Annotated in this window: 12 protein-coding genes and 1 pseudogene; 8 read left to right on the forward strand and 5 right to left on the reverse strand. The window is 69.8% G+C overall.

Features of this window, described 5'->3' with window-relative positions:
• Both ACIPK3_RS25175 and kdpB read right to left on the reverse strand, forming a co-directional pair.
• On the reverse strand, nucleotides 1-273 hold a 273-nt coding region (locus ACIPK3_RS25175), incomplete at its 3' end, for a transposase (RefSeq protein ID WP_402573063.1).
• Between the two features lie 220 nt (nucleotides 274-493).
• Nucleotides 494-2,299 carry a potassium-transporting ATPase subunit KdpB gene (gene kdpB, locus ACIPK3_RS25180; protein ID WP_402573065.1) on the reverse strand — a complete coding sequence of 602 codons (1,806 nt, stop codon included), beginning with the start codon at nucleotides 2,297-2,299 and terminating at the stop codon, nucleotides 494-496.
• Between the two features lie 30 nt (nucleotides 2,300-2,329).
• On the opposite strand from kdpB, the gene ACIPK3_RS25185 reads away from it, so the two are divergent.
• Nucleotides 2,330-4,681 carry an ATP-binding protein gene (locus tag ACIPK3_RS25185; RefSeq protein ID WP_402573067.1) on the forward strand — a complete coding sequence of 784 codons (2,352 nt, stop codon included), beginning with the start codon at nucleotides 2,330-2,332 and terminating at the stop codon, nucleotides 4,679-4,681.
• A gap of 811 nt (nucleotides 4,682-5,492) precedes the next feature.
• Here the strand turns inward: ACIPK3_RS25185 and ACIPK3_RS25190 are convergent.
• Entirely contained in the window at nucleotides 5,493-5,648 is a 156-nt protein-coding gene (locus tag ACIPK3_RS25190) for a hypothetical protein (RefSeq protein WP_402573069.1), read from the reverse strand.
• Nucleotides 5,649-5,862: 214 nt separating this feature from the next.
• On the opposite strand from ACIPK3_RS25190, the pseudogene ACIPK3_RS25195 reads away from it, so the two are divergent.
• A pseudogene (locus ACIPK3_RS25195) lies at nucleotides 5,863-6,003 on the forward strand (IS481 family transposase); the annotation flags it as partial.
• Here the strand turns inward: ACIPK3_RS25195 and ACIPK3_RS25200 are convergent.
• Nucleotides 6,000-6,356, reverse strand: a complete 357-nt coding sequence (locus ACIPK3_RS25200; RefSeq protein WP_402573071.1) for a PRC-barrel domain containing protein — start codon at nucleotides 6,354-6,356, stop codon at nucleotides 6,000-6,002. The pseudogene ACIPK3_RS25195 and the gene ACIPK3_RS25200 overlap by 4 nt on opposite strands.
• A gap of 158 nt (nucleotides 6,357-6,514) precedes the next feature.
• Nucleotides 6,515-6,991, reverse strand: coding sequence for a MarR family winged helix-turn-helix transcriptional regulator (locus ACIPK3_RS25205; RefSeq protein WP_402573073.1), 477 nt, complete (start codon nucleotides 6,989-6,991; stop codon nucleotides 6,515-6,517).
• A gap of 89 nt (nucleotides 6,992-7,080) precedes the next feature.
• Between ACIPK3_RS25205 and ACIPK3_RS25210 the strand changes: the two genes are divergently transcribed.
• From ACIPK3_RS25210 to ACIPK3_RS25235, 6 genes are all read left to right on the forward strand, one after another.
• A complete protein-coding gene (locus ACIPK3_RS25210) occupies nucleotides 7,081-9,246 on the forward strand; it encodes an MMPL family transporter (protein ID WP_402573075.1) in 2,166 nt (721 codons plus the stop codon).
• 722 nt (nucleotides 9,247-9,968) lie between these two features.
• The gene (locus tag ACIPK3_RS25215; protein ID WP_402573315.1) at nucleotides 9,969-10,766 is read left to right on the forward strand and encodes an oxygenase MpaB family protein; all 798 of its coding nucleotides are present in this window, start codon (nucleotides 9,969-9,971) and stop codon (nucleotides 10,764-10,766) included.
• A 60-nt stretch (nucleotides 10,767-10,826) separates the two neighbouring features.
• Entirely contained in the window at nucleotides 10,827-12,389 is a 1,563-nt protein-coding gene (locus ACIPK3_RS25220; protein ID WP_402573077.1) for a phytoene desaturase family protein, read from the forward strand.
• A gap of 18 nt (nucleotides 12,390-12,407) precedes the next feature.
• The gene (locus ACIPK3_RS25225) at nucleotides 12,408-12,566 is read left to right on the forward strand and encodes a hypothetical protein (RefSeq protein ID WP_402573079.1); all 159 of its coding nucleotides are present in this window, start codon (nucleotides 12,408-12,410) and stop codon (nucleotides 12,564-12,566) included.
• A gap of 54 nt (nucleotides 12,567-12,620) precedes the next feature.
• Complete coding sequence (locus ACIPK3_RS25230) at nucleotides 12,621-13,733, forward strand: NAD(P)H-dependent flavin oxidoreductase (RefSeq protein ID WP_402573080.1); 1,113 nt, start codon at nucleotides 12,621-12,623, stop codon at nucleotides 13,731-13,733.
• Nucleotides 13,730-15,280, forward strand: a complete 1,551-nt coding sequence (locus ACIPK3_RS25235) for an acyl-CoA synthetase (protein ID WP_402573082.1) — start codon at nucleotides 13,730-13,732, stop codon at nucleotides 15,278-15,280. Before ACIPK3_RS25230 ends, ACIPK3_RS25235 begins: the two co-directional genes overlap by 4 nt.
• Nucleotides 15,281-15,315 lie beyond the last annotated feature (35 nt).

A 15,315-nucleotide genomic window follows, 5' to 3' on the forward strand; every position in this document is an offset into this window, starting at 1 on the left:
CGTGACGACGGTCTTGGACCGCTTGCCGTTGCGGGAGTTGCCGCCGTTCTTCCCCGCCGGATCGTGCCGGTCATAGCCCAGGTGATCGGTCATCTTGCCCTCGAGAGCCGACTCCAGCAGCCGCTTCGTCAACTGCTGCAGAAGCCCGCCCTCACCCGTCAGCTGCAGACCCTCGGACTGAGCCCGGGTCACGAACTCCTCGATGAGCCGGTCATCCACCGCCTCGGGGACAGACCCCGACGCGGGCTCCCTGGCTATGTTCTCACTGGTCACAGGTGCACTCTTTCAAGATCGGAGTTACACCGTTCTTCTTACAGTCCCACAAAGCCATTGTCGGTGGCGGGCTCGCTCGGCACGTACGGTCGGCGGATCTCCTGGGCAGCCAAGTGCACTCCACTGCCAAAAGTGAGCATGTATGACACTCCGGTCGATGGCGGCACGCCGAAGGCAAGGGCGTGCGCTATGACATGTGGGGATGGTGGAGTGCGTGTGACTAGGGTGCGCTGGGCTGCGCCCTGTGCAGCAGGACTATGAGGGCGCGTGGCTGCGGGAGTGCCACGACGGGCAGCGGGGGCCGGGGTGGATGCGTCAGGGGAATGTACGTCTGGCGCAGGACCAGGCCAAGGGCGTACAGCAGGCGGTCCCGGCCGGTCATGGCGACCAGCTTGCCGCCCTCCTGTTCCCGTTTGATCAGCGCGAGCTTGTCCTCCGGGGTCGCCTCGGCCAAGTAGTCGTCCACGCCGGCCTCTTCGGCGATGGCGCGGGCAGTGAGCGGGTTGTCACCAGTGATCATCACGGTACGGATGCCCATGCGGCGCAGTTCGGCGAAGCGCTCACGGATGCCTTCTTTCACCACGTCCTTGAGGTGGATCAGACCGAGTACGCGTGGCCCGTCCCAGTCGTGCACCGCCACGAGCAGCGGTGTCCCGCCCGAGGCAGCCACGGCGTCGGCATAGAGCCGTGCCTCGGGTGGCACCCGGCCGCCGTACATCTGGGACCAGTCGATCACCTGCTGGGCGGCGCCCTTGCGGATGGTGCACACGGCGCCGTTCTCCCAGCGCAGGTCGACACCGCTCATCCGGGTCCGCGCGCTGAAGGCGACCCAGCGTGCGTTGGCCAGTTCGCCCTCGGCCGGCGCCCGTAGCGCGTACTCGTTCTTGGCGAGGACGACGACGGAGCGGCCTTCGGGGGTCTCGTCGGCCAGCGAGGAGAGCTGGGCCGCCTCGGCCAGCTGCCGCTCGTCGATACCGGGGAGCGGGATGAAAGCGCCTGCCTCGCGGTTGCCCAATGTGATGGTGCCGGTCTTGTCGAGCAGCAGAGTGTTGACGTCGCCGGCGGCCTCGACCGCCCGGCCGGACATGGCGAGCACGTTGCGCTGCACCAGCCGGTCCATGCCGGCGATGCCGATGGCGGACAGCAGGGCGCCGATCGTGGTGGGGATGAGTGTGACGAGGAGGGCGACCAGCACGGTCGTCGACTGCGCGGCATCCGCGTACTCGGCCATCGGCTGCAGTGTGACGACGACCAGAAGGAAGATGACGGTCAACGAGGCCAGCAGGATGTTCAGAGCTGTCTCGTTCGGCGTCTTCTGCCTTGAGGCGCCTTCCACCAGGTCGATCATGCGGTCCAGGAAGCTGTGGCCGGGCCGGGCACTGACCCGTACGACGATCTGATCGGACAGGACCGTCGTTCCGCCCGTGACACCGCTGCGGTCGCCGCCCGCTTCCCGGATCACGGGTGCCGACTCGCCGGTGACCGCCGACTCGTCCACCGCGGCAACACCGTCGACGACGTCGCCGTCGGCCGGAATCATCTCGCCTGCCTCGACGAGCACGACGTCGAGCGGTTTCAGGTCGGTGGCGGCGACGGCCTCCGTGCGGGCGGAGGAGAGGTCGGTGCCGTAGGTCCAGTGCAGCAGACGCAGCGCCACCGTGTCCGTGCGAGCCCTGCGCAGCGACTCGGCCTGTGCCTTGCCCCGGCCCTCGGCCACGGCCTCGGCGAGGTTGGCGAAGACGACCGTCAGCCACAGCCAGGCGCTGATGACCCAGGTGAAGACGGCAGGGTGGAGTAACGCCGAGAGTGTGGTGAGGACCGCGCCGACGGACACGACGAACAGCACCGGGTTCTTCACCAGGACGCGCGGATGCAGCTTGCGCAGCGCCTCCGGGAAGGAACGGACGAGCTGGTCCGGCTCGAACAGCCCGCTCGGGGCCCGGCGGCGAGTACCTCCCTCCGGGCCTGTCCAGGATGCGCTTCGGGAGCGTGACGGTGGGGCCTGTTCGGGAGCAGCCGGCAGCATGGACACCACGGGCGCCCGCGCACAGAGGCCATGCTGGACGGACTCGAGGTCGTCCCGCGTACCTGCTGCACCTATCGCGGCGGCGGCTTCGAGGAGATGGACCTGGCCGCGGTGCTGGCCCGCCGACCGCAGGTCGTCATCGTCGACGAGTTCGCCCACAGCAATGTTCCAGGAGACGGGCGCAACGCCAAACGCTGGCAGGACATCGAGTCGCTGCTCGACGCCGGCGTCGATGTCGTCACCGCGCTGAACATCCAGCACCTTGAGTCCCTCAACGACGTGGTCGAGAAGATCACGAGCGTGCCGCAGCACGAGACCGTTCCCGACGAGGTGGTACGGCGGGCCTGGCAGATCGAGCTTGTGGACATGCCACCCGAAGGGCTGCGACGGCGGATGGCGCACGGCAACATCTACACCCCGGAGAAGATCGACGCAGCCCTTGCGAACTACTTCCGGCCGGGCAATCTCACGGCGCTGCGGCAGCTGGCCCTGCTGTGGGTGGCCGACCGGGTGGACGAGGCACTGCAGGAGTACCGCACACAGCACGGGATCGGACGGGTGTGGGAGACCCGTGAGCGCGTCGTCGTCGCGCTGACCGGCGGCCCGGAGGGCGACACGCTGGTACGACGGGCCGCACGCATCGCCGACCGGTCCGTCGGCGGCGACCTGCTGGCCGTGCACGTGACACGCAGCGACGGCCTGGCCGCTGGTGTCTCGCACGCCTCACTGGCCCGACAGCGCCGACTCGTGGAGGATCTCGGCGGCAGCTACCACTCGGTCGTCGGCGACGACGTGGCCACCGCCCTGGTGGAGTTCGCCCGTGCCGAGAACGCCACCCAACTGGTGCTCGGCACCAGCCGGAGAGGCCGGCTGGCGCGGTTCCTCACCGGACCCGGCACCGGGGAGACTGTGACCGAGCTGTCCGGCGACATCGACGTCCACCGGGTCACCCACGAACGAGCCGGCCGCGGCACCCTGCTGCAGTCAAGGCGGCGCACGCTGTCGAAGGCCCGGCTGATCGCCGGTCCGGTGGCCGGACTGGTGCTGCCGGTCCTCCTCACCGCCGTGCTGGCCCAGCTGCGCGGGACACTGAACCTGACCAGCGAGGCCCTGCTCTTCCTGCTGACCGTGGTGGGTGTGGCCTGCATAGGCGGGGTCGCCTCCGCGGTGATCGCGTCGGTCACGGCGTCCTTGCTGCTCAACTACTGGTTCATCCCGCCCATCGGCGCGTTCACACTCAACGATCCGAACGCGCTGGTCGCCCTGGGGGTGTTCGTGGTCGTCGCAGCCGTAGTCGCCGCGGTCGTCGACCGCTCCCTGCGCCTGTCGCGCCGCTCCGCGCGGGCGACGGCCGAGGCGGAGACCATGTCATCCCTGGCCGGCAGCATCGTGCGCGGCGAGGCGACCATCCCGGCCCTGCTGGAGCGAACCCGGGAGACCTTCGGCATGGAGGCGGCCGAGCTACTGGACGAGCCGTCCGGCGACACCGAGGCAACGGCCGTTCCCGCCGGGCCCGGCTCCTGGCTCGTGCTGAGAGGCCGCACGCTGTCGTCGTCCGAGAGGCGCGTGCTGGCCGCGTTCGCCGCTCATGTGGGTTCCGCGGTCGAGCGGGCCCGGCTGGCCGAGGCGGCGGCCGAAGTGGAACCCGTGAAGGCAGCCGACCGGCTGCGGACGGCCCTGCTGCGGGCCGTTGGCCATGACCTGCGGACACCGCTCGCCGCGGGATGGGCCGCGGTCGCCTCCCTGCGCAGCCGGGACGTCGCCTTCTCGCGGAAGGACCGCGACGAACTCCTCGCCACCGCCGACGAGTCCATGGCCAAGCTCAACCGCCTGGTCGAGAATCTCCTCGACCTCAGCCGCCTGGAGGCCGGCGTCCTCCCCCTGAGCCTGCGTCCCACCTCCCTGGAGGAGGTGCTGCCGACGGCACTGGCCGACGTGCCGGAGGCCGAAGTGACGGACGTGGAGGACATTCCCGTGGTGCTGGCCGACCCGCCCCTGCTGGAGCGGGTGATGGCCAATCTGGTAGGCAATGCCGTCCGCCACACCCCGGTGGGAAAGAAGGTGCTGGTCACTGCCAGTGCTCTGGCCGGAAGGGTGGAACTGCGGGTGGTGGACCGGGGCCCCGGGTTGCCGGCCGACGGCCGGGATCGGCTCTTCGAGCCCTTCCAGCGAGTTGGCGACACCGACAACACGACAGGACTCGGCCTCGGGCTCGCCCTCGCACGAGGGCTGACCGAGGCGATGAACGGCACTCTCACCCCGGAGGACACTCCCGGCGGCGGCCTCACCATGGTGGTGTCTCTGCCTTCCGCTGCACAGGCGGTGGGCGCGGGACCGACCGAACCGAGCGAACGGCAAGGGATGGGCGATGAGCCGCTCTGACCGGCACGTAGAAGCCCCACCCGTGGGCGAATGCGCCGCCCTATGTCCACATCTGGTTGGTGCGCACCGGTCGCGCTGGCGCGCGTCCCGTTCCGCACTCGTGCGGCACGGCCAGGATCGGATCCGTGGTGGCGAAAGCCAGCTCCGTGGTGGCGAAAGCCAGCTCCGCAAAAGGAGCGCTCCGGTGTTCACGTTCGTGCTGTGAGGTGCCTGCAGCCTACGAGCCACGGTCCGTCCGACAGAACCTGGTCCAGCCCGGACACCTTGAACACGGCCCGCGCGGTCTCGCGGTCCCCGCGGGCGGAGAGGCTGCGCGGCGCGGTCTGCCCGCACAGCAGCAGACCGTCGGCTGCCGCCTTCTGCGCGCCTTCGTTCAGGCGGAACCACAGCTGCGGATCGCGTACCAGGACTTCGGGATCGATCTCGACGCGGCCCCAGGGTGTCGCTCAACAGGAGACGCTGGGAGATGCCGTCCAGGCAGCGCACCGACACCAGCAGTCCGTCCGCACCCGCCGCTCGCGCACCAGTCGGCGCGAGCTCAGCCAGTGCCCGTCGACGGACACCCGGGCGGGGCAGAGCACGGCCGTCCGGTCCTACCGTCCTGCGCTGGAGCAGCAGGACACCGACGGGGTCTGGCGGCACTTGCGTCCGGTCTTCGACTCCGCGATGGTCGGCCCCATTTCGCCCAGATCTGCCGGGACCGGGTCATGGACTTCGCCGACCCGGCCGTCTTCGGCGCGCCCCTGCGACGGCTGTCCACGGCTCACTCCCCGACCCGGTGGGCGATGTCGGCTCCGATGCACAAGCTCGGTCAGCCTGGCCGTGGCGGCACGAGCGGACTGCCCGGGGCGTCGTGGTGCGCGGTGTGGCAGATCACCGGAGCACCCGGTTCGGGAGCATCGTCGTCGGTGTCGAGGAAGGAGAGGGAAGCGACACGGCCGTGCCGTTCGCGTTCCGCGAGGCTCATACGCGGCACTGCCGACCGGCGGCAGTGCCCGCCTGGGCAACACCGTTCGGTGCTCTCGGTACGCCTCAAGCGCCATCGTGGCCCCTGGGGGCCCTTCGGCGCGCGCCGGCGCAGGTGCTCGACGACGCCCTGGGCGGCCCGGCGGAGCGTTACCGCGACGCGCAGGTGAGCCGAATGATCATCGAGGGTCCGGCCCGCAAGGCCCTGCTGGCGGCGGCCCTACAGCACCAACACCGAACGCACCGCCGCCCTGGCAGAATTCCCGCACCCCTACAACCACCACCGCTGCCACACCGCACTCGGCGGCCACCCACCAATCACCCGTGTGAACAACGCTGCGGCTCAATACACCTAGTGCCCAGGGCCGCCGGTGCCGTAGTGGCCACTGATCTGGTCTCGGTAGGCGGGGTCGCCCAGGTGCTTGTCCTTGTCGAACTCCGGTGCGCTCTTGATCTGGTCCTTGGACCGGGCGACGCTGATCGTCCTCGTCTCGTGGTCGATGAGGGTGATCGTCACGGCCGGGAGCAGGACTTGCTTGCCGAAGATCCACGCGCCCGTGTCGACGACGATGTACTGCGATCCGACGTCACTGGAGTGCTTGTCGACCTTGCCGATGTGTCCGTCCGTCGCTTCTACCGTGTAGCCGGCCAGATCGCTGTCGGCTGTGTGGCCCGCCGTCGGCGCGTAGTTCCATACGTTTTCAGTCATGTTCGTCCTCGTCTGATGCTCGTCGAGGGATGCCCGCGCATCCTGGTTTTCTCGGCGGGATCCGTCTCTCCGTGAAGCGGACTGGCAAACGCGAGACTCGCTGGTCTGCGCGGGGCATCGCCGAAGGTGCCGTGGACGTGGTGCAGGAGACGGCCCGATCAGCGCTCTGAGGCCAGTTCGAGGTTGAGGGCGTTGAGGAAGGCGGCGATCGTCTCGAGTTCTGCCGGCGTGAATCGGCTGCGTGCAGCCTCGGTACTGCGGGACAGGGGACTGAAGTACTGGCGGGCGAGCATCCGGGCTCTCGGGTTGTAGTGCAGATGCACGACCCTCCGGTCTGCACTGTCTCGGGTGCGGCTGATGTGACCGGCGTGCTCCAGCCGGTCCAAGCATGCTGTCACGGCGCCCGACGTGAGGTTCAGGCGTTCCCGCAGGCGGGAAGGCGTCATGGGCGCGCCGTCCGTGACGGAGGCATCCATGATCGCGGCCAGGGCGTGTACGTCTGTGGCGTGCAGGCCGTGTGCTTGGGCGAATGCGTGAGCGATTCGATTGAACTCCATGTTCAGGGTGCGCAGGAGCACTGCGTACCCCTGGAGGTCGCTGGCCGGTCGGTCAGGGCCTTGACGATCTGACTGCATACCTCAAGGGTATTATCTCTCAATGATTGAGATACTTGACCTTTGAGTTAACTTGGTTGCTGTACCCGTTCACCTCAGTTGGGGAGCGAATGAACACCCTGCGTCGACCGGTCCGGTGGCTGGTACCCCTCGTTCTCGTGCTCGTCTGGCTCGCCCTGGGCGCAGCCTCCGGCTCCTACACAGGCAAGCTCGGAGAGGTATCAACCAACGATCAGGCCGCTTTCCTGCCACAGAACGCCGAGGCCACCATGGTCGTCACCGAACAAAAGGCGTTCAAGCAACAGGAGACCCTGCCGGCCATCGTGGTGTGGACCGCCGACAGCGGCGGGAGGATCACCACTGCGCAACGTGACGACGCCACGCGTGCGCTTCGCTCCCTGGCCACGTCGGAGAGCCTTCAGGGCGAGCCGTCTCCCGTGCTTCGTTCGGGCGACGGAAAGGCGCTGGAAGGGATCGTGCCGCTCAGCCCTGACCTCGGAGACAAGCTCACCGGCGTCCTGAATCAGGTTGAACGGGCCGCAGCAAGCGTCGACGGCACGCGAGTCCGGATCGCGGGCCCTGCAGCCACCCAGGCCGACCTCACCGATGCCTTCGCCGGCATCGACGGAATTCTGCTGGCGGTGGCCCTTGCCGCGGTACTGATCATTTTGCTGCTGGTCTACCGCAGCGTGCTGCTGCCACTCGTGATCCTCATCAGTTCCATGTTCGCTCTGGGCGTCGCCTGCGCCATCGTCTACGTCCTTGCGGAGCATGGCCTCGTGCGCGTGGATGGCCAGGTCCAGGGCATCCTGTCCATTCTGGTCATCGGAGCGGCGACCGACTACGCCCTGCTGCTCACCGCCCGGTTCCGCGAGGAGCTGGCCCACACCGGCAGCCGGACAGCCGCAGCTTGGGCTGCGCTGCGCGGCTCACTCGGCGCGATCACCGCCAGTGCCGCGACGGTGGCCCTGGGGCTGCTCGCCTTGCTGATCAGCGACCTGGCGAACAATCAGGCCCTTGGTCCAGTCGGAGCAATCGGCATCGTGTGCGCGGTCCTGACGACCCTCACCTTTCTACCGGCGGTGCTCGCCCTCACAGGGAAAGTCGCCTTCTGGCCCGCCACACCCCGGTCATCCGACGCGGAGAGCGGCGGCCACGGCGTCTGGCGACGAGTGGCACATGTTGTCGACACTCACCCCCGCAGGCTGTGGCTGAGCACGTCCGCCGTACTGGTGGCAGGGGCGGCACTCTTCCCCGCCCTGACCTCCAAAGGCGTGCCTCTGGACGAGCTGTTCATCAATGACGCCCCGTCCGTCGCCGCGCAGAAAGTACTCGGGGAACACTTCCCGCGCGGCTCCGGCCAACCTGTCGTCATCATCGTCGACGAAGCCCGGCGTGCCCAGGCCACGGCAACCGCGGCAGCCACGCGCGGCGTCGCGGGAGCAGAGGCGGTATCGGCATCGGGTCGGCCGGGCGGCGCGCCTCTGGTCGTGGACGGCCGCGTACGTATCGACGCCATCCTGGCGGATGCGCCTGATGGCGACGCGGCCAAAGAGACCGTCCAGCGGCTGCGCGACCGTCTGCATGCGGTCGACACGCACTCACTGGTGGGTGGCTACACCGCTCAGCAGTACGACACCCAGCGGACCGCCGAGCATGACCGCACCGTGATCATTCCCGTCGTGCTCGCGATCATCTTCGTGATCCTGACCGTACTGCTGCGTTCCCTGCTGCTGCCAATCCTGCTGGTCGCAACGGTCGCGTTGAGCTACCTGTCCACGCTCGGCATCGCCGGTCTGGTCTTCCAGCACGGCTTCGGGTTCTCCGGCACCGATGCCTCGGTGCCGCTGTATGGATTCGTCTTCCTGGTTGCACTGGGGGTGGACTACAACATCTTCCTGATGTCACGCGTGCGTGAAGAGACATTGCGCCATGGCACGCGACAGGGCGTGCTTCGGGGACTCATCGCCACCGGCGGCGTCATCACCTCTGCCGGCGTAGTGCTGGCTGCCACCTTCGCCGCGTTGATCGTCATTCCGCTCGCGTTCCTCGCGCAGATCGCCTTCATCGTCGCCTTCGGCGTCCTGGTCGACACCGTCGTGGTCCGCTCGCTACTGGTCCCCGCCCTGGTCAGAGACATGGGGGCCAGCCTGTGGTGGCCGAGCCGTCTCCGCCGGGTTGCCGCCGACGACGTCACACCTCCGCAGCCGCGGACGACCGAGGCAGGGACGTCCTCACTCTCCTCATCAGCGGTCCGTCGAAGCCGGGGCCAGTGACACCTCTTCATGCCACCAGCTGCCGCTTGCCGCGGTCAAAGCGGACGCCCCAGCCTTCGCCGGGGTACGGGACGCGGCGCAGCTCCCTCAGTGTCCTTGCTTCCCACTCGATTGCCACAGGATGGCCGTTCCGGGAGCACCTGTCCCGGCGGTACGGATGCGAGGGGGCGCCTGTGCCTGACAGTGGCGTGGACCTGACCGACGATGTACGACAGCAACTCGCCGCAGCCAGAGCCGCCATCCTCGCCGGCCGGGATCCGGCAACGCGTGACCGGCGGTCGACGGGGTTGGACAACAACTGCGGGGAAGCAGCACCGCGAAACTCGCGGAGGGGGCGTCCCGCGCCCATGCCCAAGGGATCTGTCGGACGCCGTAGCAGCTCATGAACGCAGCGTGGTCTGCATGCACGCGTGCACGACGGATGACTACCCTTTCGAATGATGCACTGGCAATCTGGGCAGGTACTGATCGCAGCGGTGCCTCGTGCTCGGGGTGGCCCCGTGGGCACTGAGGTCGTCGTGAGCTGGGGCCGTCGGCGTACCGATGTGCCAAGAGAACTCGGTCGCCGGCGCAGCCGCCGCTGGTGGACAAAATGGCAGGTCAGTGGCGACAAGGGGTGACAACCAATGGCTGTGGTCCCACCTGCGAGTGTGCCTGCGCCCACGGCGGACCAGCGACCTGGCGACCCCGGCCTGTTCACCCCGCGATCGGTGACCTGGCAGATGCACGGCGACCCGATGATGTGGGTCGCCGGAATACGCGCGCTCTACCTCCAGGCACTGCACCCGCGCGCGGTGCGGGCCGTCATGCAGAACTCCGACTTCCGGCGGGACGCCTGGGGACGGCTGCTCCGCACCGCGAGCTTCGTCGGCACGACGACGTACGGCACGACGGAGGCCGCGGAGCGGGCGGGTGCCCGGGTGCGGAAGATCCACGGCATGCTGGGGGCGACGGACCCGGACACGGGGGAGCGGTACCGCGTCGACGAGCCCGGGCTGCTGCTGTGGGTGCACTGCGCGGAGATCGACTCCTATCTGCACGTCGGACGCCGCTCCGGCTTCCCCCTCACCGACGCGCAGGCCGACCGGTACATCGCCGAACACCGCGTCAGTGCCCGGCTGGTGGGCCTCGACCCGGGCACCGTACCCGCCGACCGGGCGGAGATGGCGGCGTACTTCGAGAAGGTGCGACCGCAGCTCGCCGCCGGGGACGAGGCGCGTGCGGTGGACGACTTCCTGCTGCGCCCTCCGACGCACATCCTGCTGATACCGGCACGCGAACTGCTCTGGCGTCGCGTAGCGGAACTCGCGTACGCCTCCCTGCCGTCCTATGCCCACGACCTGTACGGCAGACCGGCCCCCGAGGCCGCCGTCGTCACCCGGCGGCTGAGGGCCACGGGCACCCTGCTGCGCCGCGTGCCCGCACGGCTGCGCTGGCAGCTGCCGCCGAAGCACATCCTGCGCGCCATGGCCAGGCTCGGCCCCGGCGCGCGCCCGGCGCCGTACAAAGCCGGACACTGAGCGGGGACGGGGCACGGCACGCCTCTGGCCGCGGTAGATCATCACGTGTTACGAAGAACCATGTCTGCACACGAGGGAACCCGGACGTACGACGCCGTCATCGTCGGCGGCGGCCACAACGGCCTGGTCGCGGCCGCCTATCTGGCCCGGGCCGGCAAGTCCGTGCTGGTGCTGGAGCGCCTGGACCACACCGGTGGCGCGGCCGTGTCGACCCGCCCCTTCGCCGGTGTCGACGCCCGTCTGTCGCGCTACTCCTACCTGGTCAGCCTGCTGCCGAAGAAGATCGTGCGGGACCTGGGCCTCGGGTTCCGGGTACGCGGGCGCACCATCTCGTCGTACACCCCGGTCGAACGGGACGGGCGGCCGACCGGCCTGCTCGTCGGCGGCGGGGAGCGGCGCACCCGGGAGGCGTTCGCCCGGCTGACCGGCGGCGACCAGGAGTACCGCGCCTGGCAGCGCTTCTACGGCATGACGGGCCAGGTCGCCCAGCGGGTCTTCCCGACCCTGACCGAGCCGCTGCCCACCCGTGAGGAGCTGCGCCACCGCGTCGGCGACGACGAGGCCTGGCGCGCGCTGTTCGAGGAGCCCATCGGCGTCACCATCGAGCGGGACTTCGCCGACGACCTGGTGCGGGGTGTCGTCCTCACCGACGGGCTGATCGGCACCTTCGCCGACGCCCATGACGCGTCCCTGCGGCAGAACCGCTGCTTCCTCTACCACATCATCGGCGGCGGCACCGGAGCCTGGGACGTGCCCGTCGGTGGCATGGGTGCCCTGACCGACGCGCTGGCGGCCGCCGCGCGCGCCGCGGGCGCGGTGATCGCGACCGGGCACGAGGCGGTACGGATCGAGACCGACGGACGGATGGCCGAGGTCACCCACCGCTCCGCCGACAGCGAGGGCATCGCCGCCGCCCGGCACGTCCTCGTGAACGCCTCGCCGCAGGAGCTGGCCGCGCTCACCGGCGACGCGCCGCCGGCACCCGCCGAGGGTGCTCAGCTCAAGGTGAACATGCTGCTCAAGCGGCTGCCGAGGCTGCGGGACAGCTCCGTCGACCCGCGCGAGGCCTTCGCCGGCACCTTCCACATCGCCGAGGGCTACCAACAACTGGCCGCCGCTCACGCCCAGGCCGCGTCCGGCGAACTGCCCGCGGCGCCGCCGTCCGAGATCTACTGCCACTCCCTCACCGACCCCACGATCCTCGGCCGGGGCCTGGTCGAACGCGGCTACCAGACACTCACCCTGTTCGGACTGCACACGCCCGCCCGGCTCTTCGCCAAGGACAACGACGGCGCGCGCGACGAACTCCTCAAGTCCACGCTGGCCCAGCTCGACGCGCACCTCGCCGAGTCGATCGCCGACTGCCTCGCGCTCGACGCCGAGGGCCGCCCCTGCATCGAGGCGAAGACACCGCTCGACCTGGAGCGGGATCTGCGGCTGCCCGGCGGCAACATCTTCCACCGCGACCTCGCCTGGCCGCACGCCCAGGAGGGCACCGGCCGCTGGGGTGTGGAGACCGCCCACGCCAACGTGCTGCTGTGCGGGGCGGGCGCGGTGCGCGGGGGCGGGGTGAGTGGGGTGCCCGGGCACAACGCGGCGATGGCGGCGCTGGAGCAGGACTGAGGGAAGATCGGCGGGAAGATGTCCGACACGTCCTCGGTTCGCGCCTTGCGGGTCAGCTTCCAGCTGTGGCACTGGCCGGACGGCGCGGATGGCTTCACCGGGGTCACCTGGCACGGGCCGCCCGACTCCGGATTCTGCCGGCCGGTGCTCACCGCGTCGGCCGGAACAGAAATCTGACGGAGCATCAGAAAAGCTCTTCCGTCGGCCGGGCGACTGCGGCATCCTGCGCCCATGCAGACGGAGCTGAGCAAGCAACTGGGAGCAGAGCACGCCGTCTTCGGCTTCACCCCGTTCCCGGCCGTCGCCGCGGCCATCAGCCGGGCCGGCGGATTCGGCGTGCTCGGCGCGGTCCGCTACACGGATCCGGACGAACTGAAACGCGACCTGGACTGGATCGAGGCACACGTCGGAGGACGGCCCTACGGCCTGGACGTCGTCATGCCCGCGAAGAAGGTCGACGGTGTGACCGAAGCCGACGTCGAGGCGATGATCCCCGAGGGGCACCGGAGGTTCGTGCGGGACACCCTCGCCAAGTACGGGGTCCCCGGGCTGGCCGAGGGCGAGGCCTCCGGGTGGCGTATCACCGGCTGGATGGAGCAGGTGGCCCGCACCCAGCTCGACGTCGCCTTCGGTTATCCGATACGGCTCCTCGCGAACGCCCTCGGCTCGCCGCCCGCCGACGTCGTCGCCCGCGCGCACGACCGGGGCGTACTGGTCGCCGCGCTCGCGGGCAGCGCCCGGCACGCCCGCAAGCACCAGGAGGCGGGCATCGACATCGTGGTGGCGCAGGGCTACGAGGCGGGCGGCCACACCGGTGAGATCGCCACGATGGTGCTGACCCCCGAAGTCGTCGACGCCGTCGCCCCGCTGCCGGTGCTGGCGGCAGGCGGCATCGGCAGCGGACAGCAGGTGGCGGCCGCGCTGGCACTCGGCGCCCAGGGCGTGTGGCTGGGCTCCGTATGGCTGACCACCACGGAGGCCGACCTCCACTCAGCCGCGCTGACCCGCAAGCTGCTCGCCGCCGGATCCGGCGACACCGTGCGCTCGCGCGCCCTCACCGGAAAGCCGGCCCGCCAGCTCCGCACCGAATGGACCGACGCCTGGGACGACCAGGACGGCCCCGGCACCCTGCCCATGCCGCTACAGGGCCTCCTGGTCGCCGAGGCGGTCTCCCGCATCCAGAAGTACGAGGTCGAACCGCTGCTCGGTACGCCCGTGGGCCAGATCGTCGGCCGGATGAACGCCGAACGCGGCGTGCAGGCCGTCTTCGACGACCTCACCCGCGGCTTCGAGCGGGCCGTCGACCGCATCAACCGCATCGCCGGAAGGAGCGGCCAGTCGTGAACACACCCCCCGTCGGCTTCTGGGCCCAGGCCACCCGGGACCCCGAGCGCATGATCCTGGTCGCCCCGGACGGCGAGCAGTGGACCGCCGGTCGGCTGCACGCCGCCACCAACCGGCTGGTGCACGGTCTGCGCGCCGCGGGCCTGGAACGCGGCGACGCCTTCGCGGCCGTACTGCCCAACGGCGTCGAGTTCCTCACCGCGTATCTGGCCGCCAGCCAGGCCGGGTTCTACCTCGTGCCCGTCAACCACCACCTGGTCGGCCCGGAGATCGCCTGGATCGTGTCCGACTCCGGTGCGAAGGTGCTCATCGCCCACGAACGCTTCGCCGCGGCCGCCCGGTACGCCGCCGACGAGGCGCACCTCCCGGCCGACCACCGGTACGCCGTCGGCGCGGTCCCGGGCTTCCGGCCGTACGCCGAACTCCTCGACGGGCAGCCCGAGTCGGCGCCCGCCGACCGCACCCTCGGCTGGGTCATGAACTACACCTCGGGCACCACCGGCCGCCCGCGCGGCATCCGCCGCCCGCTGTCCGGCAAACTCCCCGAGGAGGCCTACCTCGGCGGCTTCCTCGGCATCTTCGGCATCAAGCCGTTCGACGACAACGTGCACCTGGTCTGCTCACCGCTCTACCACACCGCCGTCCTCCAGTTCGCGGGCGCCTCCCTGCACATCGGGCACCGACTGGTACTGATGGACAAGTGGACACCGGAGGACATGCTCCGGCTCATCGACACCCACAGGTGCACCCACACCCACATGGTCCCCACCCAGTTCCACCGGCTGCTCGCCCTGCCCGACAGCACCAGGCGGTCGTACGACGTCTCGTCCATGCGGCACGCCATCCACGGCGCCGCCCCCTGCCCCGACCATGTGAAACGCGCCATGATCGACTGGTGGGGCCACTGTGTGGAGGAGTACTACGCGGCCAGCGAGGGCGGCGGTGCCTTCGCGACCGCCGAGGACTGGCTGAAGAAGCCCGGCACGGTCGGCAAGGCCTGGCCCATCAGCGAACTCGCCGTTTTCGACGACGACGGAAACCGCCTCCCGCCCGGCGAACTCGGCACCGTCTACCTGAAGATGAACACCGGCGGGTTCTCCTATCACAAGGACGAGGCCAAGACGCGCAAGAGCCGCATCGGCGACTTCTTCACCGTCGGCGACCTCGGCTACCTGGACGAGGAGGGCTACCTCTTCCTGCGCGACCGCAAGATCGACATGATCATCTCGGGCGGCGTCAACATCTACCCCGCCGAGATCGAGTCCGTACTGCTCTCCCATCCCGCGGTCGCCGACGCCGCCGCGTTCGGGATCCCGCACGACGACTGGGGCGAGGAGGTCAAGGCCGTCGTCGAGCCCGCCCCCGGGCACCGACCCGGACCGGAGCTGGCTGCCGCCCTCCTCGCCCACTGCGCCGAGCGCCTCGCCGGCTACAAGCGGCCCCGGAGCATCGACTTCACCGCCGAGATGCCCCGCGACCCCAACGGCAAGCTGTACAAGCGACGGCTGCGGGACCCGTACTGGGAAGGACGGGCCAGGGCCGTGTGAGGCGGACCGGGTGTCCCGCCCGCTGTGCGGGGGCG

The organism is Streptomyces sp. NPDC086787, assembly GCF_044745865.1.
GTDB lineage: Bacteria > Actinomycetota > Actinomycetes > Streptomycetales > Streptomycetaceae > Streptomyces.

Bases quoted from the DNA above. Each gene is read 5' to 3' on its own strand.
- kdpB (WP_402573065.1), bottom strand. From the start codon at position 2,299: ATGCTGCCGGCTGCTCCCGAACAGGCCCCACCGTCACGCTCCCGAAGC.
- ACIPK3_RS25185 (WP_402573067.1), top strand. From the start codon at position 2,330: ATGCTGGACGGACTCGAGGTCGTCCCGCGTACCTGCTGCACCTATCGC.
- ACIPK3_RS25190 (WP_402573069.1), bottom strand. From the start codon at position 5,648: ATGAGCCTCGCGGAACGCGAACGGCACGGCCGTGTCGCTTCCCTCTCC.
- ACIPK3_RS25200 (WP_402573071.1), bottom strand. From the start codon at position 6,356: ATGACTGAAAACGTATGGAACTACGCGCCGACGGCGGGCCACACAGCC.
- ACIPK3_RS25205 (WP_402573073.1), bottom strand. From the start codon at position 6,991: ATGCAGTCAGATCGTCAAGGCCCTGACCGACCGGCCAGCGACCTCCAG.
- ACIPK3_RS25210 (WP_402573075.1), top strand. From the start codon at position 7,081: ATGAACACCCTGCGTCGACCGGTCCGGTGGCTGGTACCCCTCGTTCTC.
- ACIPK3_RS25215 (WP_402573315.1), top strand. From the start codon at position 9,969: ATGCACGGCGACCCGATGATGTGGGTCGCCGGAATACGCGCGCTCTAC.
- ACIPK3_RS25220 (WP_402573077.1), top strand. From the start codon at position 10,827: ATGTCTGCACACGAGGGAACCCGGACGTACGACGCCGTCATCGTCGGC.
- ACIPK3_RS25225 (WP_402573079.1), top strand. From the start codon at position 12,408: ATGTCCGACACGTCCTCGGTTCGCGCCTTGCGGGTCAGCTTCCAGCTG.
- ACIPK3_RS25230 (WP_402573080.1), top strand. From the start codon at position 12,621: ATGCAGACGGAGCTGAGCAAGCAACTGGGAGCAGAGCACGCCGTCTTC.